This is a genomic window from Micromonospora sp. BQ11 (genome assembly GCF_052068135.1).
Taxonomy (GTDB): Bacteria; Actinomycetota; Actinomycetes; order Mycobacteriales; family Micromonosporaceae; genus Micromonospora.
On the sequence record NZ_JBQHDB010000001.1, the window covers coordinates 740,621 to 764,718 of the forward strand.

The following is a 24,098-nucleotide window of genomic DNA, read 5'->3' on the forward strand; positions in this document are numbered from 1 at the left end:
GGTCAGCCCTTGCAGCCTGAGGGGACCGGGTCGGCGGAGGGGACCGTGGCGACGATGGTGTCCGAGATCCCGGCGACCCACTGCAGCGGCTGCTCGTAGGTGCGCGGCACGCGGACGGAGACGGCGGTCTCCCGGTCGACGGTGGTGAGCACCGTCGCGTCGGCCTCCTCGGTGCCGTACCAGCAGACCTTGTTGACCGTCCACACGTCGTCGGTGAGGCCGACGTCCGGTTCGGTGCCCCCGCAGGAGAGGGTCAGGGCCGGGTCGCCGTACGCGGCGTTCTGTTCCGGACCGGCGGTGACCGGGCGCTGCGACAGGTTCCGCACGGTGTCCGGAAGCTGGGAGAGCAGGGCCCGGCAGACGGTGGCGGGGCGTTCGGCCAGCGCCGGGGCCGCCATCTGCACCGGGGCGGTGGACTGCGCGCGGGGGGCCGACGCGCTGGGGGTGGGCTCGGCGGCCGGCTCGTCCGGGGCGAGCGCGGTCAGGGCGAGGAACGCCACCAGCAGCGTGATCGGCAGTGCGATCGCCGTGGCGATCAGCGCGGCGCGGCGGGTCGTGGGATCCGGGGTGGGTCGCTCCGGCGCGTCCGCGCCAGCAGCGGCCCGATCGTTCTCGGTCACGGGAGAATCAGTGATCTTGTCCACTTACAGGCGCACCACCGAACACGTGAGGGTGCGGGTGATCCCGGGCACCATCTGTACCTTGCTGACGATGAGTTTGCCGAGCTCGTCGACCGTGTTCGCCTCGGTGAGCACGACCACGTCGTACGGCCCGGTGACGGCGTCGACGCGGACCACGCCGGTGACGTCCGCGATCTGACCGGCCACGTCACGTGCCCGGCCGACCTCTGTCTGGATGAGGATGTACGCCTGAACCACGACAAGACCTCCGTCCGTCGCCGCCGTGGGGCGGCCCGAAGGGAGAAAGTACCTTACGGACCAGGCCTGATCCCTATCGGTGGTCGAGGAGAAGCGGTGAGCGAGCGCGGCGTGGATGTCGCCAGGGTCGGAGAGTTCGGCCTGATCGACCGGGTGACCGCCCGGTTGTCGTACGGATCGACCGTTCTGCTCGGTCCCGGGGACGACGCGGCGGTGGTGGCCGCCCCGGACGCCCGGGTGGCCGCCTCGACGGACGTCCTGGTGGAGGGGCGCCACTTCCGGCGGGACTGGTCGTCGGCACGTGACGTCGGCCACCGGGCCGCCGGGGCCAACCTGGCCGACGTGGCGGCGATGGGTGCCACACCGACCGCCCTGCTGGTCGTGCTCTGCATGCCGCCGGACCTGGACGCGGCCTGGGCGGAGGAGCTCGCCGACGGGCTGGCGGCCGAGGCCGCGACGGTCGGCGCGAGCGTGGTGGGCGGGGACATGTCGGCGAGCCCCACGTTGACCATCGCGGTCACCGCGCTGGGCGACCTGGGCGGACGGCCACCGGTGACCAGGGCCGGGGCCCGACCCGGTGACGTGCTGGCCCTGGCCGGCCGGACCGGGCATGCGGCGGCGGGGCTGACCGTGCTCTCCCGGGGCTTCCGCACGCCGCGGCTGCTGGTCGAGGCGTACCGGCGGCCGGAGGTGCCGTACGCGGCCGGGCCGGAGGCCGCCCGCCGGGGCGCCACCGCCATGATCGACGTCTCGGACGGGCTGCTGGCCGACCTGGGTCACGTGGCGAAGGCCAGCGGGGTGGGGATCGACGTGCGGCGGGACGCCTTCGAGGTGCCCCGGCAGATGCGGGACGCGGCGCAGGCGCTCGGCGTCGACCCGTACTCCTGGATCCTCGCCGGTGGCGACGATCACGCGCTGGCGGCGACCTTCCCGGCAGACGTGGCGCTGCCCGACGGATGGCGACCGATCGGCCTGGTGGGCGAGGGGTCGGGTGTGACGGTGGACGGCGCGGCGTACGACGGGCCGGCCGGCTGGGACCACTTCCGGTAAGGGGTCCGGGCGGTCGTAACCTTTACGGCGTGACGGAACTGGAGATTCACGCGGCGCGCTTCGACTCGCCCGCGGCGCAGCGGCTGATCCGCGACGCGCTGGCCGACCTGGGCGCCCGGTACGGCGGCACCGGCGACGACACGCCCGTCGACGCCGCGGAGTTCGAACCGCCGGAGGGCGCCTTCCTGATCGCCCTGCTCGACGGTGAGCCGGTCGGTTGCGGCGGCTGGCGCAGCCACGGTGACACGGGCGACACCGCCGAACTGAAGCGGATGTACGTGGCGCCGACCGCCCGTGGCCGGGGCGTGGCCCGGGCGGTGCTGGCCGCCGTGGAGCGCTTCGCCCGGGACCACGGCCGCAAGCGGATCGTCCTGGAGTGCGGCGACCGGCAGCCCGAGGCGATCGCCCTGTACACGTCGTCCGGCTACGAGCAGATCCCCAACTTCGGCTTCTACAAGGACTCGCCCGGCTGCGTCTCGTTCGGCCGTACCCTCTGACGGCTCGGGTCCGGGTCCGCGCACGCGGCCCGGACCCGGACACGACAGAGCCGGCGGACCGTCACGGTCCGCCGGCAATGATCGATTGTCGGGAAAGGCCCGCGTCAGGCGCGGGTGACCTTGCCAGCCTTGATGCAGGAGGTGCAGACCTGCATCTTCTTGGTGTTGCCGCCACCGGCCGGGGTACGCACCGACTGGATGTTCGGGTTCCAGCGGCGGTTGGTCCGCCGGTGCGAGTGGGACACGTTGTGGCCGAAGCCCGGTCCCTTGCCACAGACGTCGCACACGCTAGCCACGGGATACTCCTGGGATTGATACGTTCATGAGGTCGCCGCCAGGCGCTGCCCGGGCAACCTGGCCAGGTTACCCGATGATTGGCCGCAGCGACGAATCGCCCCGGCCCGGCCGCCGGAGGGTGCGCGCGGGGACACGCCGCGAGCGCGTCCGCCGACCCGGGCGGGTGTCGGTGCACGCCAGTAGGCTACTCGCCGTGCTGGACACCCTCGACGCCGCCGCGGTCCGTCGTTGGTGCGCGGGCGGGCTGGCCGCGCTGAAACGGCACCAGGGCGAGATCGACGACCTGAACGTCTACCCGGTGCCCGACGGTGACACCGGCACCAACCTCGTGCTGACCCTCACCTCGGCCCAGCAGGCCCTCGCGATGGACCTGGACACGCTGCCCGACGGCGGGTCGACGCCGCACGGCCACGCGCTGCGGCTGATGGCCCGGGGTGCGCTGCTCGGCGCCCGGGGCAACTCGGGCGTGATCCTCTCCCAGATCCTGCGCGGTTTCGCCGACGCGGCAGTCGCCGTGCCCGCGCTGCGCGGTCGGGAGTTCGCCGTCGCGCTGCGCGACGCGACCACCGCCGCGTACGCCGCGGTGGCCCGACCGGTCGAGGGGACGATGCTCAGCGTCGTGGCGGCCGCCGCCGTCGCGGCCGAGCGGTCCGGGAGCGAGGACCTGGCCGCGGTCGCCCGGGCGGCGGCCCGCGCCGCGTCGGCGGCCCTGGCCCGCACCCCGGAGCAACTGCCCGCACTGGCCCGCGCCGGCGTGGTCGACGCCGGTGGCCGGGGCCTCTGCGTGCTGCTCGACGCGCTGGTCGAGGCGGTCACGGGGGAGAGCCCGGAGCATCCGGCACCGGCGTCCCGCGTGGTCCGACCGCCGGTCACGGCCGCCCGCGAGACCGGCTCCGAGGAGTACGCCTACGAGGTGCAGTTCCTGCTCGACGCCGCGCCGGGCGCCGTGACCCGGTTGCGGACGCGCCTCGCCGAGCTGGGCGACTCGCTGGTCGTGGTCGGCGACGGGGGCACCGGCGACGGCACCTGGAACGTCCACGTCCACGTCAACGACGTCGGCGCCGCGATCGAGGCGGGGGTGGAGGCCGGCCGGCCGTACCGGATCTCGGTGACCCGCTTCGCCGACCAGGTCCCGCCCCCGGTGCCGGCGCTGCCCGACGGCCGGGCCGCGGTGGTGGTCGCCACGGGTGCCGGCATCGCGGAGCTGTTCGCGGCCGAGGGCGCCACCGTGGTGTCGGGCAACCCGTCGACCGGTGAGCTGCTCGACGCGATCCGGGCAACCGGCGCGGCCCGAGTGGTCGTGCTGCCCAACGACCCCAACGCCCAGGCCGTGGCCGGCGCCGCCGCGCAGGAGGCGCACCACCTCGGCGTGCGGGTCAGCGTGGTGCCGACCCGCTCCCCGGTGCAGGCGCTCGCCGCGCTCGCGGTCCGCGACCCGGCCCGCCGGTTCTCCGACGACGTGATCGCGATGGCCGAGGCGGCCGGCGCCTGCCGCTACGCCGAGGTGTGCCACGCCAGCCGGGAGGCCCTCACCGTGGCCGGCCCCTGCCGGCCGGGTGACGTGCTGGCGCTGGTCGAGGGCGAGGTGCACCTCATCGGGTCGGACCTCGTCGCCACCTGCACCGCCGTGGTCGACCGGATGCTGGGCGGCGGCGGGGAGATGGTCACCCTGCTGGCCGGCGCGGACGCGCCGGACGGGCTGACCGAGGCGGTCCGCGACCATGTCACCCGCTGCTGGCCCTTCGTCGAGGTGCACACGTACTCCGGCGGGCAGCCGCACTACCCGCTCCTGGTAGGTGTCGAATGACGTCCGAGGCGGCCACCGTCGACACGCCGTTGAAGAAGCTGGTCGGTGAGAAGACGGCGAAGGCCCTCGCCTCCCACCTCGACCTGCACACGGCCGGTGACCTGATCTACCACTTCCCCCGCCGGTACGACGAGCGCGGCGAGCACACCGACATCCGCTCGCTGGACGTCGGCGAGCAGGTGACCGTACTGGCCCAGGTGCAGCGCACCGCCGTACGCCCGATGCGGCAGCGCCGGGGCAACCTGCTGGAGGTGACCGTCGGCGACGGCTCCGGCGGGTCGCTGACCCTCACCTTCTTCGGCAACCAGGCGTGGCGCGAGCGGGAGCTGCGACCCGGCCGCTGGGGACTGTTCGCCGGCAAGGTCACCGAGTTCCGGGGCCGGCGGCAGCTCAACGGGCCGGAGTACGTCCTGCTCGGCGAGGGCGGCGACGGCGAGGCGGCGGCCAACGAGGAGATCGAGGAGTTCGCCGGCGCGCTCATCCCGGTCTACCCGGCCGCCGCGGCGGTGCCGACCTGGGTGATCGCCCGCTGCGTCCGGGTCGTCCTGGACACGTTCACCCCACCCGAGGATCCGCTGCCGGCGACCGTGCGGGCCACCCGCAACCTGGTCGGCATCGACATGGCCCTGCGTGAGATCCACCGCCCCACCAGCAAGGAGGCGCTCTACCGGGCCCGGCGGCGGCTCAAGTGGGACGAGGCGTTCGCCGTGCAGCTCACCCTGGTGCAGCGCAAGCACCGGGCCGCCGCCTCGCCGGCCCGTCCCCGGCCCGCGGCGTCGGGCGGCCTGCTGGACGCGTTCGACGCCCGCCTGCCGTACGAGCTGACCTCCGGCCAGCACGACGTCGGTGTCGAGATCGCCGCGGACCTGGCCACCGCCCACCCGATGCACCGGCTGCTCCAGGGCGAGGTGGGCTCGGGCAAGACGGTGGTGGCGCTGCGCGCGATGCTCCAGGTGGTCGACGCCGGCGGGCAGGCCGCGCTGCTGGCCCCGACCGAGGTGCTCGCGGCCCAGCACCACCGCGGCATCCTCGACCTGCTGGGGCCGCTGGGCCGGGCGGGTGAGCTGGGCGCCGCCGAGCAGGCCACCCGGGTGGAGCTGGTCACCGGCTCGCTGGGCGCGGCGGCGCGGCGCCGGGCACTGGCCGAGGTCGGGAGCGGCGCCGCCGGCATCGTCCTGGGCACCCACGCCCTGCTGTACGAGGGGGTCGACTTCGCCGACCTCGGCCTGGTGGTCGTCGACGAGCAGCACCGGTTCGGCGTGGAGCAGCGCGACGCGTTGCGGGCCAAGGCCGACCAGCCGCCGCACGTGCTGGTCATGACCGCGACCCCGATCCCGCGCACGGTCGCCATGACCGTGTACGGGGACCTGGAGACCTCGACCCTGTCCCAGTTGCCGCAGGGACGGTCGCCGATCGCCTCGCACGTGGTTCCGGTGGCCGAGAAGCCGGCCTTCCTGGACCGGGCCTGGCGTCGGGTGCGCGAGGAGGTCGCAGCCGGCCACCAGGCGTACGTGGTGTGCCCGCGGATCGGGGATTCGAGGTCCGGGGCCGGAGCGGCCAACGCGGAGGCGCCGGACTTCGAACCAGGGCCCGCCTCGGACGAGGAGCCGCCGAAGGAGGACGACAACGGGCGGCGCCCGCCGATGGCGGTGACCGAGGTGGCGCCGCTGCTGGCCGAGGGCCCGCTGCACGGGCTGCGCATCGGCGTCCTGCACGGCCGGCTGCCCGCCGACGAGAAGGACGCGGTGATGCGCTCCTTCGCCGCCGGCGACGTCGACGTGCTGGTCGCCACGACCGTGGTCGAGGTGGGCGTCAACGTCCCGAACGCGACCGTCATGATCGTGCTGGACGCCGACCGGTTCGGTGTCTCCCAGCTGCACCAGCTCCGCGGCCGGGTGGGCCGGGGCAGCGCTCCGGGCCTGTGCCTCCTGGTGACCGAGGCGGCCGAGGGCTCCTCGGCGCGGGAACGCCTCGACGCGGTGGCCTCCACGACCGACGGGTTCAAGCTCGCCGAACTGGACCTGGAGCAGCGCCGCGAGGGCGACGTGCTCGGCGCGACGCAGTCCGGCCGCCGGTCGCACCTGCGGCTGCTGTCGCTGCTGCGCGACGCCGACCTGATCCGGGACGCCCGGGCCGAGGCGATCGAGCTGGTCGCGGAGGACCCGGAGCTGGCCCGGCACCCCGCGCTGGCCGCCTCGGTCGCGGCGCTGGTCGACGAGGAACGCGCGGAGTACCTGGAGAAGGGCTGACCCGCCCAGCGTCGTCAGGGCCGACGGTCCGGCCCGGCGGGGTGGTCGACCAGGTGGGCGGACAGTCCGAGGGCGCGCCGACCAGGTGGTCGACGCGCCCTCGGGGGGTCAGGTCAGGCGGTGAAGTGCAGCCGACGCCGACGAGCCATCACGAAGAGCACCGCGCCCAGGGCCAGCAGGGCGACCGCGCCCGCGGCGATGCCACCGGCAGCCGCCCCGGTCACCGGCAGGCCGGGCTCCTCGCCGCCACCGCCGCCACCGCAGTCGCCCTCGGGGGCGTAGACGACCTGCATCTCCAGATCCAGCTCGGGGAGCGCGACGGTCGCCGTCTCCTCCTTGCCGGCCTTGAAGGTGACCTTCTCGGACGTGCCCGGCGCGACCGTACGGGTCTCGGTCTGCTTGCCGTAGGTGAACTCCGCCTCGACCGGCAGGCCGTCCTTCGGGTTCGTCACGACGAGCGTGAAGGTCTTGCAGTCCGCCTCGGTGGTCACCGTGGGCAGGGGGCAGTCCTCGGGACGCGCCCAGGCGTACGTGCCGTTCTCGATCACCTTGCCGTCGACGAGCACCTCGACCTTGCCGGCGTCGGCGGCGGGGACCACGATCCCGTTGTCGGCCTTGCCCGGCTCGACGGTGACCTTCTTGGACCAGCCGTTCTCGCCCCGGACCTCGAACTCGACCGGGTACTTGGAGATCTTGCCGTCGTTGCTCAGCGACACCGTCACGGTGCCGTCGCAGCTGGACGCGAAGGTCGCCACCGGGGTGGTGCAGCTCTTGTCGCCGCCGTTGTACCAGCCCTGGGGGCCGGTGGAGCGGTTGCCCGGAGTGCCCTTGGAGCCCAGCTTCTTGTCGCCGTACCGCTTGCCGTCCTCGACCAGCGGGTCGATGACCTCGTCGGTGCCGCCCCAGACCAGGTCGACCTGGGTGTGGCAGTCCGGGATCTCGACCTTGAGGTCGATCTCGGTCTGGGTGCCGCCGATCCAGTCGCTGTCCGGCGTGCCGTACACGTACTGCGGGGTGGCGAACTGGGGCCGCGGCGCGAAGTACGAGACCAGGGTGAACGACTGCTTCTCCTCGCCGCAGAGCGGCAGGTCACCCTCCAGCTTGACCGTCGCGGTCCCCTTCGGACCGTCGAAGGTGTGGCTGTACGTCGCCTTGCTGGCGTCCACGCACTTCGGCGCGGGGGAGCAGGGGGCGTCCGTGGCGAGGTTGATGGTGCCCTCGTTGGTGCGGTCATGCCCGTTCTTCTTCCACATCGCGTACACCGTGAGCTTGGCGGTCGCGGTGTCACCCGGCACCCGCTGGACGGCCTCGACCGTGCCGCTCTTGGGGACCACGACGCCCTCGAGCGGAACGCTGTCGGCGCCTTCGGTGAGCACGTTCACCGGGGTCTTCGGGTCGGCGGTGACCGTCTTGAGCGTGGCGGCCTTGTCGCCCTCGCTGTTCTCGACCTTCCAGGTGATCACGCGCTCGCCGCTGAGCTGGTCGCAGGCGGCGGTCGCGGTGATCGTGGTGTGGTGTGCGCTGGCCGGGGCGGCCACCGCGACGGCTCCGGTGAGGCCGATGAAGGCGGCCCCCAGAACTGCCAGTGGTCGCCGCAGCGACAGCTTGGTACGGATCACGCGTACTCCCGGGATGAGGAAGCTATCGAGGGGTCGGCGTGAGGAAGGCGGCCGGACGGTCGCTGACGAGCGACGCGCGCCCGGCGCGAGCGCCTCCTCGCGCCGTGGGCCGGCGGACCACCGCCGGCACCCGGCAGACCCTAGCGAGATCGCCGCGCGCGTTACAGCGCACGGTATCGGCTAAGAGTGATGTTATGAATGTGAGATCATTGATATACGAATAGTGATCATGTGAGCCGCTTCCGCGTACGCACCGTGTCGGTGGCGGCCGGCGTGGTGTCGCGTAGCGTCGTGCCCATGAGCAGGAGGAGACGGTGACCCGGATCGTGGCCGGGACGCTCGGCGGCCGGCGGATCGCGGCGCCGCCCGGTGCCGGCACCCGGCCCACGTCGGACCGGGTCCGGGAGGCGCTGTTCAGTGCGGTGCAGACCGAGGTGGACCTGGCCGGTGCCCGCTTCGCGGACCTGTACGCCGGTTCCGGCGCGGTCGGTCTCGAGGCGCTCTCCCGGGGCGCCGCGCACGTGCTGCTGGTGGAGTCCGACGCCCGGGCCGCCCGGGTGATCCGGGAGAACGTGGCGACGTTGCGCGCCGCGTCCGGGGTTCGCCTGGTCACCGGCAAGGTCGCCACCGTCCTGGCGGCCGGACCGGACGGCGACCCGTACGACGTGGTCTTCGCCGACCCCCCGTACACGGTGCCGGACGCGGAGATCACCGCGATGCTGGCCGCCCTGGTCGACGGCGGGTGGCTGGCCGGCGACGCCCTCGTGGTGCTCGAGCGGTCCACCCGCACCGGCCCGGTGCAGTGGGTGCAGGGCGTCACGGGGGAACGCAGTCGCCGTTACGGCGAGACCACGCTTTGGTACGGTCGCCGATCATGAGACGTGCGGTGTGTCCCGGCTCGTTCGACCCGGTCACCAACGGACACCTCGACATCGTGGGTCGGGCCAGCCGGCTCTTCGACGAGGTGATCGTGGGAGTGCTGGTGAACCAGTCGAAGAGCGGCCTGTTCACCGTCGAGGAGCGCATCGACATGCTCCGCGAGGTGACCGCCTCGTACGAGAACGTCCGGGTCGAGTCCTTCCGCGGCCTGCTCGTGGACTTCTGCCGGGCGCAGGAGGCGAGCGTGCTGATCAAGGGACTGCGCGCGGTCAGCGACTTCGACTACGAGCTCCAGATGGCCCAGATGAACATCGGCCTGGCCGGCGTCGAGACGCTCTTCATGCCGACGAACCCGCTCTACTCGTTCCTCTCCTCCAGCCTCGTCAAGGACGTGGCGAAGTGGGGCGGCGACATCTCGGCGCACGTGCCGGACGTCGTCCGTGAGGCCCTCCAGGCCCGCCTGGGGCCGGGACGACGACCCTGACCCGGGGTGGTGACGGAGGGGCGCGGCGCGCCGGCCGGGGTGGATGGCGCGTGGGTCGCCGGCACACGACATCATGTGGGGAGCGCCGAATCCGGGTTCAGCCCGCATCATTGAGGTCGGCCGACGAACGACAGGAGTGAGGTACCGGTGGACCCGCTCGATCGCATCGACGAACTGATCGCCATGGTGGAGCAGGCCCGCTCCGTCCCGATGTCGCGCAACAACTGCATGGTCGACCGGGGCGAGATGATCGCCGTGCTCGACGAGTTGCGCGGCGAACTCCCCGCGGACCTGCGCCGCGCCGCCGCGCTCCTGGAGGAGCGGGACAAGATCATGGAGGCCGGGAAGCGGGAGGCGGACCGGATCATCAGCGAGGGTGAGGCGGAACACGCCCGGCTGGTCTCGGTGAACGAGATCACCGTCTCGGCGGAGCACGAGGGGGCCCGGATCATCGCGGAGGCCCGCGCCGAGGCGCAGCGGCTCCGTGACGAGGTGGACGACTACGTCGACACCGCCCTGGCGAACTTCGAGCAGTTCCTCACCCGGGCGTTGGCCTCGATAGAGCGCGGCCGTGACAAGATGCACGCGCTGCGGGAGATCGGCACGTTCGCTGGGGACGAGGCGGAACGCCCGCTACCCTTCTGAGCGGCACCCCAGCAGCCGACAGCCGGGTGATGTCCGGGCCCCGGTTCGACTCTCGGGCCCCCGTCCAGGTAACCTTTTTTGTCGGCCTCTCACCGGCCGGAGTCTGACTATGCCCAAACACTCGTCTTCATCACTCAACCCCAAGGCGCCGCTGGTCCTCGACACGAGGGACCTGCCGCGTCGCCCTGGTGCGTTGCGTACGGTCAAGCGGGTCGCCCCGGCACCGGCGGACCTCGGCGGAGAGTTGATCAGCGTGCCGGAGGGCGCGGACCTCGACCTCGACCTGAGGTTGGAGTCGGTGTCCGAGGGCGTGCTCGTCTCCGGGACCGTTTCCGGTCCCGTCAAGGGCGAGTGCGGCCGTTGCCTGCGCGAGATCAACGACTCGCTGGTCGTCACCATCCAGGAGCTGTACGCGTACGAGAACAGCACCACGGATGAGACGACCGACGAGGACGAGGTGGGCCGGATGCAGGACGATCTGATCGACCTGGAGCCGGCGCTGCGGGACGCGGTGGTGCTCGCGCTGCCGACCAACCCGCTCTGCCGGGAGGACTGCCCAGGCTTGTGCCCCGAGTGCGGGGTGCACTGGGACGATCTGCCGGCCGACCACAGTCACCAGCAGATCGACCCGCGTTGGGCGGGCCTGTCGCAACTGACCCGTAAAGAGGAGTAAGAACCGTGGCCGTCCCCAAGCGCAAGATGTCGCGCAGCAACACCCGCGCCCGCCGGGCGAACTGGAAGGCCACGGCGGTCGCGACCGTGGCCTGCCCGCAGTGCAAGTCGGCGAAGCTCCCGCACGCCGCCTGCGCCGTCTGCGGCACCTACAACGGCCGCCAGGTCCTCGAGGTCTGACGGCCGCCGAGTGACGCCCCCGACCGCGGGTCGGGTGGTGCGCGCACCCTGGCACTCGCCCGGTGCCCCGGCTCCCTCCGACGCCGGCCGGCCTGGTCCGGCCGGCGTTCCGATGGAGCCGGGCACCGCGCGGATCGCCGTCGACCTCCTCGGCGGGGACGATGCTCCCGCCGTCGTGGTTGACGGCGCTCTGCGGGCCATTCGCACCGATCCTGACCTGCACCTGCTGCTCGTCGGCCCGGCTGAGGTCGCCGACGGGCTGATCCATGCGCTGGATCCGGCCGAACGTACCCGCATCGCGGTCCGGCCGGTCGGCACCGTGGTCGGCATGGCCGACCATCCCAGCGCCGCGCGGGCCGACAGCACTGTGCGGGCCGCCGTGCAGGCCGTCCGGGCGGGCGCAGCCGACGCGCTGCTCTCCGCCGGGTCGACCGGTGCCACGGTCACCGCCGTCGCGCTCGGTCTCGGCCGCTGGCCGGACGTCCGCCACCCGGCCCTCGTCGCGACCCTGCCCGCCGTCGACGGCCCGGTGGTCCTGCTGGACGTCGGCGGTTCGTTGGAGGCCCGACCGAGCGTGCTGGTCCGGCACGCCGTGCTGGGCGCCGCGTACGCCGCCGTCGCGCACGGCATCGCTGAGCCCCGGGTCGGGCTGCTCTCCGTCGGCACCGAGCCGGGCAAGGGTGATCGCGCCCGACGCCTCGCCGATCCGATCCTGGCCGCCACGTCGCTGCCGCACCGTGCGCGGTACGTCGGCCTCGTGGAGGGCCACGACGTCTCCCTCGGCGCGCGCGCCGACGTGGTGGTCACCGACGGGTTCACCGGTAACGTGCTGCTCAAGGCGATCGAGGGCGCGTACGCGATGGCCGGTGGAGCACCGGCCGGCGGTGGCGCGCCGCGTGCGGCCGCCCTGCTCGGGGTGGCCGGGACGGTGGTCGTCTGCCACGGCGCCGCCCAGCCCGGTGACGTCGCGTCCGGCATCGCCCTCGCCGCCCACCTGTGGCGGCGTCGCGCCGCCGACCTGGTCCGCGCACTGATCGACGGTGCCGACGTTCCGGACCGGGAAACCCGCACCACCGACACCGAGGTACCCACAACATGAATGAGCGTCAGCGAGTGAATCATCGGCTCAGCGCGAAGGTGCCTCATGGCGGCACGGAGCGCAGCGGAGTGTCGGCATGAGCAACGAGAAGCGCCGGCGCACGTCCGTCGGTCACCTGGAGGCGGCGTTCGGCGTCGCGCTGGACCCGGAGCTGCTGGAGCGCGCCCTGACCCACCGCTCGTACGCGTACGAGAACGGCGGGCTGCCCACCAACGAGCGGCTGGAGTTCCTCGGCGACTCGGTGCTCGGCGTCGTCATCACCACGGCGCTGTTCCACAACCACCCGGACCTGCCCGAGGGGCAACTGGCGAAGTTGCGGGCCAGCGTGGTCAACATGCGGGCCCTCGCCGACGTGGCCCGGGGGCTCGGCCCGGACGGTCTGGGCGCCTACCTGCTGCTGGGCAAGGGCGAGGAGACGACCGGCGGTCGGGACAAGGCGAGCATCCTCGCCGACACCCTGGAGGCGCTGCTCGGCGCGATCTACCTGCAGTACGGGCTGGACACCGCCGCGATCGTCATCCACCGGCTGTTCGACCCGCTGATGGCCGAGTCGGCCGGCCGGGGCGCGGCGCTGGACTGGAAGACCAGCCTCCAGGAACTGACCGCCGCGCTGGGGCTGGGTGTCCCGGAGTACCGCATCGAGGGCACCGGCCCGGACCACCTCAAGACCTTCACCGCCTGGGTGGTCGTCGCCGGCAACCGGTACGGCGGGGCCGACGGACGCAGCAAGAAGGAGGCGGAGCAGCGCGCCGCCGAGTCCGCGTGGCGGATGCTCACCGCCCAGGCCGAGACCGAGCAGGCGGAGCGGGCCGCGCGGGCCGCGCGGGCCGCCACCGAGGAGTCCGCGCCGGCCACCGGACGGGGCGTGGAGGAGCCCGCCGCCCCCGCGCAGCCCCGGGTCCCCGCCGAGCACAACGGCAGCGGCAACGGGCGGATCGGTGCCCCCGACGTGGTCGCCGAGGTGACGGACGAGGCGGGCCGTGCCTGAGCTGCCCGAGGTCGAGACCGTCCGGCAGGGACTGGCCCAGTGGGTCATCGGCCGGCGGATCGCCTCGGTCGAGGTACGCCACCCCCGGGCGGTACGCCGGCACACCGCGGGCGGCGCGCACTTCACCGACGTGCTGGCCGGCCGGACCATCCTCGACGTACGCCGCCGCGGCAAGTACCTGTGGCTGCCACTGGACAGCGGCGACGCGGTGATCGGCCACCTCGGCATGTCCGGCCAGCTGCTGCTGCAACCGGCCGAGGCCCCCGACGAGACGCACCTGCGGGTGCGGTTCCGCTTCGCCGACGACGGTCCGGAGCTCCGCTTCGTCGACCAGCGCACGTTCGGCGGACTGTCGGTGAGCGAGGGCGGGGCGGACCTGCCGGCCGAGATCGCGCACATCGCCCGGGACCCGATGGACCCGGAATTCTCGGACCCGGGTTTCGTCACCGCGCTGCGCCGGCGGCGTACCGAGGTGAAGCGGGCCCTGCTCGACCAGTCCCTGATCTCCGGGGTGGGCAACATCTACGCCGACGAGGCGCTGTGGCGGGCGAAGCTGCACGGCGCCCGGCCGACCGACGCGTTGACCGGGCCGGCCGCGCTGCGCCTGCTCGGCCACGTACGGGACGTGCTCGGCGAGGCGATCACCGAGGGCGGGACCAGCTTCGACGCCCTCTACGTCAACGTCAACGGCGAGAGCGGCTACTTCGACCGCTCGCTGAACGTCTACGGACGAGAGGGGCTGCCGTGCCGCCGCTGCGGCGCCCCGATCCGGCGGGAGGCGTTCATGAACCGGTCGTCGTACAGCTGCCCGCGTTGCCAGCCCCGTCCTCGGGGGGCGCTCCGGGGTTGACCCGGAGACGACTCCGGGTCGCCTGCGGCGCGTCCGGGCGTCCGGTCCGGGAAGCACCCGGGTGACGGCGCCCTCCGGACACCGTCGCCCGGCGTGGCGGGCCGGAAGCGGTTTCCGGGGTGGACCGGGGCCGATCCCCGATGTTCCGCCCGCGTCACGCGCATAGCGTCAGCACCGTTGACAGGGGACTGACGTGACAGGGGGCCCGGAATGGGTGCAAGACCGGTGACGGTGCGGCTGGCGAGGTGGAGTGCCGAGCACCCGTGGCGCGCGATCGCGCTGTGGGTGGTGTTCGTGGCGGTGTGCTTCTTGGGGGGCAACGCCGCCGGCCTCAACGAGGCGACCGACTCGGACCAGGCCATCGGTGAGTCGGGCCGCGCGGGGCTGATCGTCTCGTCCGGGAACTTCGTCGACCCGGCCGTGGAGAACATCCTCATCACGCCCCGTACGGGCACCCTCGATCCCGCGGCGGCGAAGGTGGCCGCCGACGACGCCGCCGCCACGCTGCGGACCGTCCAGGGGGTGGCCTCGGTCGGCACGCCGGTCCCCGCGCGGGACGGCAGTGCGCTGCTGGTGCCCATCACGATGTCCGGCGACCCGGAGACCGCGTCGGACCGCGTGCAGCCGCTGCGTGACGCGACCGCCAATGTCCAGGACGCCCACCCGGACCTGCGGATCGAGCAGGTCGGTGGGCCGTCCATCAACAAGGCCCTGGACGACACGCTCGGTGCGGACTTCAAGCGCGCCGAGCTGTTGAGCCTGCCGGTCACCCTGGCCATCCTCATCGTCGCGTTCGGCGCTCTGATCGCCGCCGGCGTACCGGTGCTGCTGGCGCTGTCCTCGGTGGCCGCCGCGATGGGGCTCAGCACACTGGCCTCCCACCTGGTGCCGGCGACCGACACCACCGCCAGCGTGATCCTGCTGATCGGTATGGCGGTCGGTGTCGACTACTCGCTGTTCTACGTGCGCCGCGAGCGCGAGGAACGGGCCAAGGGGCGGTCGGGACTGGACGCGGTGGAGATCGCCGCCGAGACCTCCGGCCACGCCGTGGTGGTCTCCGGTCTCGCCGTGATGATCTCGATGGCCGGGCTCCTGCTCGCCGGTGACGTCGTCTTCTCGTCCCTCGCCGTCGGGTCGATCCTGGTGGTCGCGGTCGCCGTGACGGGGTCGCTGACCGTGCTGCCGGCGCTGCTGGCGAAGCTCGGTCGCTGGGTGGACCGGCCCCGGGTGCCCCTGCTCTGGCGGCTCACCGCGCCGCGTACCGGGCGGGACGGCCAGCCCGCCGCGCCCCGCTTCTGGCCGGCCGTGCTGAAGCCCGCGCTGCGGGCGCCGGTCGCCACCCTGGTGATCTCGGTCGGGCTGCTGCTCGCCCTCGCCGCTCCGGCGCTGGGCATGAAACTGAAGTTCCCCGGCATGGAGGACCTGCCGCGCACCACGCCGGCCATGCAGGCGTACGACCGGCTCACCGCGGCCTTCCCGAGCAGCGGCACCAGTCACACGGTGGCGGTCCGGGCCTCCGGGGCGGAGGCCGACCGGGTGAAGGCGGCGCTGACCGACCTGTCCGCCCGCGCCTCGGCCGATCCGCTGTTCGCGCCGCCGGAGGCGGACGGCCCGCAGATCGAGGTGTCGGCCGACGGCCGGGTGTCGGTGCTGGAGGTCGCCATCCCGTACGCCAGCCGGGACGACCGGGCCGTGCAGTCGCTGGACCGGCTCCGCGACGACCTGGTCCCGGCGGCCCTCGGGGGGATCGGCGGGGTCGAGTACGCGGTCGGTGGCGAGGTCGCCGGCAGCGAGGACTACGCGCAGCACGTCCGGGACAAGCTGCCGATCGTGATGGGCTTCGTGCTGGCGCTCACCTTCCTGGTGATGACGTGGGTGTTCCGGTCGGTGGTGATCGCGCTCAGCTCGATCCTGCTGAACCTGCTCTCCGCCGGGGCCGCGTACGGCCTGCTGGTCCTGGTGTTCCAGGGCGACTGGGCCGGCGACCTGCTCAACTTCACCTCGATGGGCGCGATCGTCTCCTGGCTGCCGCTGTTCCTGTTCGTGGTGCTTTTCGGCCTGTCGATGGACTACCACGTCTTCGTGGTCAGCCGGATCCGCGAGGGGATCCGGGCCGGCCTGTCCAACTCCGAGGCGGTCGCGTTCGGCATCACCTCCTCGGCGGGCGTGGTGACCAGCGCGGCGATCGTGATGGTCGGCGTCTTCTCGATCTTCGCCACGCTGAGCACCATCGACATGAAGCAGCTCGGCGTCGGTCTGGCCGCGGCGATCCTGCTGGACGCCACGATCATCCGCGCGGTGGTGCTGCCGTCGCTGATGACCCTGCTGGGCGACGCGAACTGGTGGGCACCGAAGTTCCTCCGGGCCCGTCCGGCCGCGACGCCCGCCGACCCGCCGGCTCCGGCCCCGGAGCTGGTCGGCGCGCGCTGAGCCATCGCGTACCGAAACCGGAGGGCCGGGCCGCACCAGCGGGCCGGCCCTCCGGGCGTACGGCGGTCAGGGGAGTCGGCAGGGCTGCCGCTCCGCGTCCAGCTCCCGGTTCTTCCGGATCGAGGAGAAGCCGTACCCGAGGGTGGTCACGCAGAAGGCGGCCGGGTCACCGGTGAACTCGACGTGGAAGACCGGCTTGCCGGCATCGGTGAACGGCAGCAGCTTGGCGCACCGGTTCAGCCGGACGCACTCCCGGCTGACCGCGAAGTCGAAGTCCGGCGCCAGCGCGGCGATCTGGCCCACGTCGTCGACCAGGCCGGGGGAGAGGTCCAGGGAACGGGCCAGGGCCGCCAGCCGCCGGTTGAACACGAGCTGGTCGTCGAAGGCGAGCGGGAAGCCGCTGCGCTGGGCGTACCCGTCGGCGTCGACCAGGGCGACCGCGCCGAACCCCTTGCCCCGGCACAGCCGGAACCGGTCGGCCAGCACCGGACCGAGCAGGTCCCAGCGGCGTACGTCCAGCCACCGGCGCTGGCGGTCGCGGGTCGTCTGTTCGCGTACCGCCGCCCCGCGCACCGTCGACGGGAAGCGACCGGCGTCCGGGTCGCTGTCCGCGTACGAGCCGACGGGCACGTGACAGATGAGCCTCCGGTCCCGCCGGCGCAGGGCGGCGGTCTCCTCGGCGGTGACGCCGACCGCGTCGAGCAGGAAGACGTCGGCGTCGACCGTGACGTCCACCGGGCCGGTGAGCTGCCACTGCCACTGCCAGCGGTGGGCGTACGCCGCCGGCCACGGCGTCGGCGCGTCGGGCGGCGCCAGTTGCGGGTGGCAGGCGTACACCGGGGTCGGAAGGGTGAGCACGACGGCCGTCGCCAGCGCCCGCCGGAGCGCCCGTCGCCACGGACGCCGGCCGGTCCTGCCGGACGGCGCGTGTCTCGGCGCGGACGCCGACCACCGGATCCGCATCTCCTCGCTCCCGGGTCCCGGCGGGGCCCCCTTGCCGCACGCCGTACCCGGACAAACGAGCACCCCCCGCCCGACGTCGCGGGCGAGGGGCGCTGCGGGAGTGCCGGTCAGCGCGGCGCGGCGAAGACCTGCGTCCAGTACGGGCCGTTGCTGCTGGCCACGCCGACGCCGATCTCGGTGAACGCGCAGTTGAGGATGTTGGCGCGGTGGCCCGGGCTGTTCATCCACGCGTCCATGACCGCGGCCGGGGTCTTCTGGTTCCAGGCGACGTTCTCGCCGTAGGTGCGCCAGGCGTAGCCGACCCGGTCCAGGCGTTGCCCCGCGTCGCTGCCGTCGCTGCCGTCGTGCGACATATCCTGGTGGTCGGCCTGGTCCTGGCTGTGCCGCTGGGCGGCGGTCATCAGCTTGTCGTCGATGCCCAGCGCGCCGCAACCGGCCTTGGCCCGCTCGGCGTTCACCAGGTCGACCACCTGGCGGGCCTGACTGCTGACGCCGGTGCTGGTGCTGGTGCTGGTGCTGGTGGTGGGTCGTCGGCTGGTCGTCGGCGCGCTGCTGCGCTCGGTGCGCCGGGACGGCGCGGTGGTGCGGGACGGCGCGGGCGTCGGCCTACGGCTCGGGGTCGCCGCCGGGCTGGGCTTCGCGGACGTCGGTGCCGCGGCGGGGCTGGTGGGCGCGAGCGGGTCGGCCGGAGGTCCGTCGGTGCCGGGCAGCACCGGGGCGGCGGCGACGGTGTCGTCGACGGCGCTCGACGCGGTCGTCCGGTCGTCACCGCCGGTCAGCGCGACGGCGCCGACGCCCAGGCTCACCACGAGGGTGGCCGCGGCGGCGGCCCCACCGATCAGCATCGGGCGGGGGAACCGGCGGGACGGGCGGTGCTGTCCCTCGTTGATCGCCTCGGCGTCCGGAGCCGCCGGTCGGTACGGGTGCACCGGTCCGGCAGCGTCGAGCGGCGGGACGGCGGCCAGCGGCGCGGTCGACGCCGCCTCGTGCCGGTCGGGAGCGGGCTCGTCCCGCCACCCGTCCGCCGGCTGCCAGGCCGTGGTGGGTTCGTCCCGCCACGTGGTCGGTTCGTCCTGCCATCGGTCGACGGGCTGCCACGCCGCGGCCGGCTGCTCGGCCGGGTACGACTGGTCCGCCGGGTACGGCTGGTCCGCCCCGTACGGCTGGTCGGCCCGGTAGGGGTCCGCCTGGCCCGGTTCGGGTCGCCACTGCTCGGTCGGTTGGTCGGGGTGCCGCTCGTCGTCGCGTCCGTCCGGCTCGTCGCCGAAGAGGTACGACGAGCGGGGGGCCGGCCGGTCGGTCAGCCAGGCCGGCTCGTCGGTCGCCGCCTCCGGACGCGGATCGACGTCGTCCGGGTTGATCGGGTCGGTCCAGCCGTACACGCCTCAGCCTCCAGGGGTCGGTTCGGAGCCGTGGTGACGCTACGTGTCGGCCCTGAACTGCGGCAACGTGGCTAAGGAAGAGTTAAGGGGAACCGGGACGCACGGGTAGGGACTTCCGGGAATCCGGGCGTACAGTGAGGTGGTCCGGACAGAGCGTGTCCGCGCCGCGAGGCAGCCCCCCGACAAGTGGACAGGTCGACGTGGAGATGATCTACGGCCTGCGAGAACTTGACGAAGGAGGGGGTATCGGCTCAATATATAGGTGTCGCCAGTCGCGCCCGGTCATGCCCAGAATCGCCTGGGGTGACAGCCGCGTACACATTGGGCGCGCGTTGGCCGGCCTTTCCGGCAGCGCATATCAAGGAGTCAACATGGCTAAGGCCCTGTACGGCCACGTAGGTGCGGCGCCCGACCGGCGCCTGCTCGACGAGGTCACCCGACTGCGTTCCAGGGTTCAGGCACTGGAGTTCGAGATCACGCGGCTGCGTGCCGAGAACGATCGGCTCGCGGCGGCGGCGTCCGAGGCGGACGACCTGCTCCGGCTCGCGGAGCCGGCGCTGACCTGATCTCGGATCGGGAAAAACTGAATCGCACCACCCGCGAAAAGGCGCGCCGACACTTTTGTGCCGGCGCGCAGCTCTGTCCGCCTCGTTTTCCGGCCACCATTTGACGATCTTGTCCGCGTCGGCGCGGAAACTGTTCCGACGGTGATCACGGAACGGCGTACCCCGCACGGGAACGTGAACCGGGGACGCCGGCCACCGCCGCACCAGGCGGGTCGCGTGCCGACCGGTCCGCGACAGCGGGTTAGGCTGCGGGTTTACCAGGTCCGCGCAGCCGGCGACGGTACGGCGGCCACCGGACGAGGATCGAGAAGGTGCATCTCAAGAGCCTGACGGTGAAGGGCTTCAAGTCCTTCGCCTCCGCGACGACACTGAAGCTGGAGCCGGGGATCACCTGCGTGGTGGGCCCGAACGGCTCCGGCAAGTCCAACGTCGTCGACGCGATCGCCTGGGTGCTCGGCGAGCAGGGCGCCAAGGCCCTGCGCGGCGGCAAGATGGAGGACGTCATCTTCGCCGGCACCGCCGGCCGCGCCCCGCTGGGCCGCGCCGAGGTGACCCTCACGATCGACAACACCGACGGCGCCCTGCCGATCGCGTACACCGAGGTCTCCATCACCCGCCGGATGTTCCGCTCCGGCGAGAGCGAGTACGAGATCAACGGCGACTCCTGCCGCCTGCTCGACATCCAGGAGCTGCTGAGCGACTCCGGTATCGGCCGGGAGATGCACATCATCGTCGGGCAGGGCCGCCTGGACGGCATGCTGCACGCCAAGCCGGAGGACCGGCGCGCGTTCATCGAGGAGGCGGCCGGCGTCCTCAAGCACCGCAAGCGCAAGGAGAAGGCGCTGCGGAAGCTCGACGCGATGCAGACCAACCTCAACCGGCTCACCGACCTCACCGCCGAGCTGCGTCGTCAGCTCAAGCCGCTGGGCCGGCAGGCCGAGGTGGCCCGCCGCGCCGCCGCCATCCAGGCCAACCTGCGCGACGCCCGGCTGCGGCTGCTCGCCGACGACCTGGCCACCCTGCGCGCGACGCTCGACAAGGAGATCGCCGACGAGACCGCGGTACGCGAACGCCGCGAGCAGGTCGAGGCCGAGCACGTCGAGGTGCAGGCGCGCCTCGCCGAGCTGGAGGCCGCCCTCGCGGAGGACGCGCCACTGCTCGCCGCCGCCCAGGACACCTGGTACCGGCTGTCCGCCTTGCAGGAGCGCTTCCGCTCGATCGAGCAGTTGGCCCGGGAGCGGCTGCGCCACCTCAGCGCGACACCCGACGACGAGCGTCCGGGGCGTGACCCCGACCAGTTGGAGGCCGAGGCGGAGCGGGTGCGCGAGCAGGAGGAGGAACTGCGCGCCGCCCTCACCGACGACCAGATCCGGCTGGCCGAGGCGGTGGAGCACCGGCAGGAGCTGGAGCGGCAGCTCGCCACCGCCGAACGCGAGCTGGTCGCCGCCGCCAAGGCCATCGCCGACCGGCGGGAGGGGATGGCCCGGCTGACCGGGCAGGTGAACTCCGCGCGGGCGCGTACCGCCACGGCGGGTGAGGAGATCGAACGCCTCGCCGCCGCCCACACCGATGCCCTCGGCCGGGCCGAGAAGGCGCAGGCGGACCTGGACGCGGTCGCCGCGCAGTCCACCGAGGCGGACCGGGACAACGCCGACCTGGACACCCGGCACGCGGAGGCGGTCGCCGTCCAGGAACGCGCGCAGGCCACCGTCCGCTCGTTGAGTGACGCCGAGCGGGCCGCGGAGAAGGACGCTGCCACCTGGAAGGCCCGCGAGGAGGCGCTCTCCCTGGGCCTGCGCCGCAAGGACGGCGCCGGTGCCCTGCTGGCCCGCGCCGGGGAGGTCCCCGGGCTGTTGGGCAGCCTCGCCGGGCTGCTGACCGTCGCGCCCGGGCACGAGGCCGCCCTCGCCGCCGCGCTCGGCGGGCTCGCCGACGCCGTGGCCGTGAGCGGGGTCGACGAGGCGGTCGAGGCGATGCGCCTGCTGAAGATCTCCGACGCGGGCCGGGCCGGGCTGCTGGTCGGCAGCCCTGCCGGGCCGGGCATGGACGGGTCCGCCGACGCGCTGCGCCCGAAGCTGCCCGAGGGCGCCCGTTGGGCTCCCGACCTGGTGGAGTGCTCCGCCGAGATCGGCCCGGCCGTGCATCGCGCGCTGCGCGACGTGGTGGTCGTCGGCGACCTCGGTGCGGCGACCGAGGTGGTCACCGGCAATCCGGAGCTGCGCGCGGTCACGCCGGACGGCGACGTGGTCGGTGCGTACGCGGCGGCCGGCGGCTCGGCCAAGGCGCCCAGCTTCATCGAGGTGCAGGCCGCCGTCGAGGAGGCCCGTACCAACCGGCTCGCCGCCGAGCGCGCCGGCGCCGAGCTGCGTGGGCAGCTGGTCGACGCGCGCGCCGAGGTTGCCACCGCGAAGGAGGCGGTGCAGCACGCCGCCGCCGCGAAGCGCGAGGCGGAGAGCCACCGCAACGCCGCCGCCCGCCGGCTGGCCGAGCTGGGGGCGGCCGCGCGGTCCGCGAAGGCGGAGACCGACCGGCTCGGTGAGTCCCGTGCACGGGCCGAGGCGGCCCGGGAACGCGACCTGCTCGCCCTCGCCGAGCTGGAGGAGCGCCTGCGGCTGGCCGAGGAGACCCCGATCGACGCCGAGCCGTCCACCGAGGAGCGGGACCAGCTCGCCGCGATGGTCCCCGGCGCCCGGCAGAACGAGATGGAGGTGCGGCTCGCGGTGCGTACCGCCGAGGAGCGGGTCTCCTCGATCGCCGGCCGCGCCGACTCGCTGCGCCGGCAGGCCGCGGCCGAGCGGTCGGCGCGGGAACGCGCGGCGGCGCGGCGGGCGGCCCGGACCAGGGGGGCCGGCATCGCGCGGGCCGTGGCCGGCGGTGCCCGGGAGGCGCTCACCCGCCTGACCGCGTCCATCGCGCAGGCGGAGGAGCACCGCGACGCCGTGGCGCGCGAACGCGCCGCGCGGGAGGCCGAGCTCCAGGAGGTACGCGGCGCCGCGAAGCGCCTCGGCGCGGAGCTGGAGCGGCTGACCAGCCAGGTGCACCGGGACGAGGTGGCCCGCGCCGAGCAGCGGATGCGCATCGAGCAGTTGGAGGCGAAGGCCGCCGAGGACTTCGGCCTGGACGTGGAGACGCTGGTCGCCGAGTACGGGCCGCACCAGCTCGTCCCGCCCACCCAGGTCGACGTGGCCACCGCCGAGCGGGACGGCCTGCCGGTGCCCGAGCCGGTGCGCTACGAGCGGCCGGTGCAGGAGAAGCGCGCTGCCAAGGCGGAACGGGAACTCGCCCTGCTCGGCAAGGTCAACCCGCTCGCGCTGGAGGAGTTCGCCGCGCTGGAGGAGCGCTTCAAGTTCCTCTCCGAGCAGCTGGAGGACCTGAAGGCCACCCGCCGGGACCTGCTGACCGTGGTGAAGGACGTCGACGACCGGATCCTGGAGGTCTTCGCCAGCGCGTTCGCCGACACCGCCCGCGAGTTCGAGCAGGTCTTCACCGTGCTCTTCCCCGGTGGCGAGGGGAGGTTGATCCTCACCGACCCGGACGACCTGCTCACCACGGGCGTCGAGGTGGAGGCCCGCCCGCCGGGCAAGAAGATCAAGCGGCTGTCCCTGCTCTCCGGCGGGGAGCGGTCGCTGACCGCGGTGGCGATGCTGGTGGCGATCTTCCGCGCCCGACCCAGTCCGTTCTACATCATGGACGAGGTGGAGGCGGCGCTCGACGACGTCAACCTGGGCCGGCTGATCACGCTGCTGGCCCAGCTGCGCGAGAAGAGCCAGCTCATCGTCATCACGCACCAGAAGCGGACGATGGAGGTCGCCGACGCTCTGTACGGCGTCACCATGCGTAACGGGGTCACCCAGGTGATCAGTCAGCGGCTCAACCGGGCCGACGGGGAGACCGCGCGGCCCGGCCGCGACGGCGACGACGAGGAGATCAGTTAGTGGCTCGGGAACGCGCGACGGCGCTCCTGGTGGACTTCGACGGTGTGCTGCGACGGTGGGACCCGTCCGTCGCGGCCGGCGTGGAGCGGGAGTACGGCCTCTCCGAGGGCGTCCTCATGGAGATCGCCATGCAGTGGGGCCGGCTCCAGCCGGTGGTGACCGGCCAGGTCAGCCACGCCGACTGGGTGACCAGCGTGGCCGACGCGCTCGCCGACTCGGCGGGCGGTCCGGAGCGGGCCCGCGCCGCCGTCGAGAAGTGGCAGCGCTACCGCGGCGAGGTGGACCAGGAGGTGCTGGCCTTCGTCCGCGAGGTGCGCGCCGGCGGCATCCGGGTCGGGTTGGGCACCAACGCCACCGACCTGCTCGACGCCGACCTGGCCGCGCTGGACCTCGTCGGCGAGCTGGACGTGGTGGTCAACTCCTCGGCGCTCGGGGTGAACAAGCCGGCGAAGGACTACTTCCTGGCGGCCTGCGAAGCGCTGGAGACGGCACCGTCCCGGGTGCTGTTCGTCGACGACGAGGACTGGGCGGTCCGCGGCGCCCGGGCCGCCGGGCTCTCCGCGCACCGGTGGAGCGGCCCGGGCGACCTGCGCTACCTGCGGGCCGCGCTGGCCATGACCGGCTGACC

General features: G+C 73.5%; 21 protein-coding genes and 1 pseudogene. 16 read left to right on the forward strand and 6 right to left on the reverse strand.

Annotation, left to right across the window (positions count from 1 at the left end):
- Positions 1–2: 2 nt before the first annotated feature.
- Positions 3–644 carry a DUF3515 family protein gene (locus ACTMSW_RS03575; protein WP_441178961.1) on the reverse strand — a complete coding sequence of 214 codons (642 nt, stop codon included), beginning with the start codon at positions 642–644 and terminating at the stop codon, positions 3–5.
- Positions 645–878 carry an Lrp/AsnC ligand binding domain-containing protein gene (locus ACTMSW_RS03580; protein ID WP_441178962.1) on the reverse strand — a complete coding sequence of 78 codons (234 nt, stop codon included), beginning with the start codon at positions 876–878 and terminating at the stop codon, positions 645–647. It lies immediately after the preceding gene.
- Between the two features lie 96 nt (positions 879–974).
- Here ACTMSW_RS03580 and ACTMSW_RS03585 point away from each other — a divergent pair, with 96 nt between their 5' ends.
- Both ACTMSW_RS03585 and ACTMSW_RS03590 read left to right on the forward strand, forming a co-directional pair.
- Positions 975–1,928, forward strand: coding sequence for a thiamine-phosphate kinase (locus ACTMSW_RS03585; protein WP_441178963.1), 954 nt, complete (start codon positions 975–977; stop codon positions 1,926–1,928).
- A gap of 29 nt (positions 1,929–1,957) precedes the next feature.
- Positions 1,958–2,425 carry a GNAT family N-acetyltransferase gene (locus ACTMSW_RS03590; RefSeq protein ID WP_441178964.1) on the forward strand — a complete coding sequence of 156 codons (468 nt, stop codon included), beginning with the start codon at positions 1,958–1,960 and terminating at the stop codon, positions 2,423–2,425.
- A gap of 104 nt (positions 2,426–2,529) precedes the next feature.
- Here the strand turns inward: ACTMSW_RS03590 and rpmB are convergent, their stop codons facing one another.
- A complete protein-coding gene (rpmB, locus tag ACTMSW_RS03595; protein ID WP_088963534.1) occupies positions 2,530–2,721 on the reverse strand; it encodes a 50S ribosomal protein L28 in 192 nt (63 codons plus the stop codon).
- Positions 2,722–2,915: 194 nt separating this feature from the next.
- On the opposite strand from rpmB, the gene ACTMSW_RS03600 reads away from it, so the two are divergent.
- Complete coding sequence (locus ACTMSW_RS03600; RefSeq protein ID WP_441178965.1) at positions 2,916–4,529, forward strand: DAK2 domain-containing protein; 1,614 nt, start codon at positions 2,916–2,918, stop codon at positions 4,527–4,529.
- On the forward strand, positions 4,526–6,778 hold the full coding sequence (gene recG, locus ACTMSW_RS03605; RefSeq protein ID WP_441178966.1) for an ATP-dependent DNA helicase RecG: 2,253 nt from the start codon (positions 4,526–4,528) through the stop codon (positions 6,776–6,778). The genes ACTMSW_RS03600 and recG overlap by 4 nt, the downstream gene beginning before the upstream one ends.
- 113 nt (positions 6,779–6,891) lie before the next feature.
- Here the strand turns inward: recG and ACTMSW_RS03610 are convergent, their stop codons facing one another.
- A complete protein-coding gene (locus ACTMSW_RS03610; protein ID WP_441178967.1) occupies positions 6,892–8,397 on the reverse strand; it encodes a cell wall anchor protein in 1,506 nt (501 codons plus the stop codon).
- A gap of 314 nt (positions 8,398–8,711) precedes the next feature.
- On the opposite strand from ACTMSW_RS03610, the gene rsmD reads away from it, so the two are divergent.
- From rsmD to ACTMSW_RS03655, 9 genes and pseudogenes are all read left to right on the forward strand, one after another.
- A complete protein-coding gene (gene rsmD / locus ACTMSW_RS03615) occupies positions 8,712–9,275 on the forward strand; it encodes a 16S rRNA (guanine(966)-N(2))-methyltransferase RsmD (protein WP_441178968.1) in 564 nt (187 codons plus the stop codon).
- Complete coding sequence (coaD, locus tag ACTMSW_RS03620) at positions 9,272–9,760, forward strand: pantetheine-phosphate adenylyltransferase (protein WP_441178969.1); 489 nt, start codon at positions 9,272–9,274, stop codon at positions 9,758–9,760. Before rsmD ends, coaD begins: the two co-directional genes overlap by 4 nt.
- 147 nt (positions 9,761–9,907) lie before the next feature.
- Positions 9,908–10,405 carry a hypothetical protein gene (locus tag ACTMSW_RS03625; RefSeq protein ID WP_441178970.1) on the forward strand — a complete coding sequence of 166 codons (498 nt, stop codon included), beginning with the start codon at positions 9,908–9,910 and terminating at the stop codon, positions 10,403–10,405.
- A gap of 109 nt (positions 10,406–10,514) precedes the next feature.
- Positions 10,515–11,078, forward strand: a complete 564-nt coding sequence (locus ACTMSW_RS03630; protein WP_441178971.1) for a YceD family protein — start codon at positions 10,515–10,517, stop codon at positions 11,076–11,078.
- 5 nt (positions 11,079–11,083) lie between these two features.
- The gene (rpmF, locus tag ACTMSW_RS03635) at positions 11,084–11,257 is read left to right on the forward strand and encodes a 50S ribosomal protein L32 (RefSeq protein ID WP_120726451.1); all 174 of its coding nucleotides are present in this window, start codon (positions 11,084–11,086) and stop codon (positions 11,255–11,257) included.
- A gap of 112 nt (positions 11,258–11,369) precedes the next feature.
- Positions 11,370–12,356, forward strand: coding sequence for a phosphate acyltransferase PlsX (locus ACTMSW_RS03640; protein WP_441178972.1), 987 nt, complete (start codon positions 11,370–11,372; stop codon positions 12,354–12,356).
- A gap of 76 nt (positions 12,357–12,432) precedes the next feature.
- Positions 12,433–13,188: pseudogene (rnc, locus tag ACTMSW_RS03645) on the forward strand (ribonuclease III); the annotation flags it as partial.
- Positions 13,189–13,336: 148 nt separating this feature from the next.
- Complete coding sequence (gene mutM, locus ACTMSW_RS03650; RefSeq protein ID WP_441178973.1) at positions 13,337–14,194, forward strand: bifunctional DNA-formamidopyrimidine glycosylase/DNA-(apurinic or apyrimidinic site) lyase; 858 nt, start codon at positions 13,337–13,339, stop codon at positions 14,192–14,194.
- A gap of 210 nt (positions 14,195–14,404) precedes the next feature.
- Positions 14,405–16,624 (forward strand): MMPL family transporter, encoded by a 2,220-nt coding sequence (locus tag ACTMSW_RS03655; protein WP_441178974.1) that lies wholly within the window; start codon positions 14,405–14,407, stop codon positions 16,622–16,624.
- Positions 16,625–16,690: 66 nt separating this feature from the next.
- Here the strand turns inward: ACTMSW_RS03655 and ACTMSW_RS03660 are convergent, their stop codons facing one another.
- A complete protein-coding gene (locus ACTMSW_RS03660; protein WP_441178975.1) occupies positions 16,691–17,587 on the reverse strand; it encodes an endo alpha-1,4 polygalactosaminidase in 897 nt (298 codons plus the stop codon).
- Positions 17,588–17,694: 107 nt separating this feature from the next.
- On the reverse strand, positions 17,695–18,969 hold the full coding sequence (locus ACTMSW_RS03665; RefSeq protein WP_441178976.1) for a CAP domain-containing protein: 1,275 nt from the start codon (positions 18,967–18,969) through the stop codon (positions 17,695–17,697).
- Positions 18,970–19,340: 371 nt separating this feature from the next.
- Here ACTMSW_RS03665 and ACTMSW_RS03670 point away from each other — a divergent pair, with 371 nt between their 5' ends.
- The 3 genes from ACTMSW_RS03670 to ACTMSW_RS03680 all read left to right on the forward strand — a co-directional run bounded on the left by ACTMSW_RS03670 (position 19,341) and on the right by ACTMSW_RS03680 (position 24,096).
- Positions 19,341–19,535, forward strand: a complete 195-nt coding sequence (locus ACTMSW_RS03670) for a hypothetical protein (RefSeq protein ID WP_357039589.1) — start codon at positions 19,341–19,343, stop codon at positions 19,533–19,535.
- Between the two features lie 311 nt (positions 19,536–19,846).
- Complete coding sequence (gene smc, locus ACTMSW_RS03675) at positions 19,847–23,470, forward strand: chromosome segregation protein SMC (RefSeq protein ID WP_441178977.1); 3,624 nt, start codon at positions 19,847–19,849, stop codon at positions 23,468–23,470.
- Complete coding sequence (locus tag ACTMSW_RS03680; protein ID WP_441178978.1) at positions 23,470–24,096, forward strand: HAD family hydrolase; 627 nt, start codon at positions 23,470–23,472, stop codon at positions 24,094–24,096. Before smc ends, ACTMSW_RS03680 begins: the two co-directional genes overlap by 1 nt.
- Positions 24,097–24,098 lie beyond the last annotated feature (2 nt).

Coding starts and splice junctions, on each gene's coding strand:
- recG (WP_441178966.1), top strand. CDS start 4,526: ATGACGTCCGAGGCGGCCACCGTCGACACGCCGTTGAAGAAGCTGGTC.
- ACTMSW_RS03660 (WP_441178975.1), bottom strand. CDS start 17,587: ATGCGGATCCGGTGGTCGGCGTCCGCGCCGAGACACGCGCCGTCCGGC.
- ACTMSW_RS03655 (WP_441178974.1), top strand. CDS start 14,405: ATGGGTGCAAGACCGGTGACGGTGCGGCTGGCGAGGTGGAGTGCCGAG.
- ACTMSW_RS03670 (WP_357039589.1), top strand. CDS start 19,341: ATGGCTAAGGCCCTGTACGGCCACGTAGGTGCGGCGCCCGACCGGCGC.
- coaD (WP_441178969.1), top strand. CDS start 9,272: ATGAGACGTGCGGTGTGTCCCGGCTCGTTCGACCCGGTCACCAACGGA.
- ACTMSW_RS03630 (WP_441178971.1), top strand. CDS start 10,515: ATGCCCAAACACTCGTCTTCATCACTCAACCCCAAGGCGCCGCTGGTC.
- ACTMSW_RS03640 (WP_441178972.1), top strand. CDS start 11,370: ATGGAGCCGGGCACCGCGCGGATCGCCGTCGACCTCCTCGGCGGGGAC.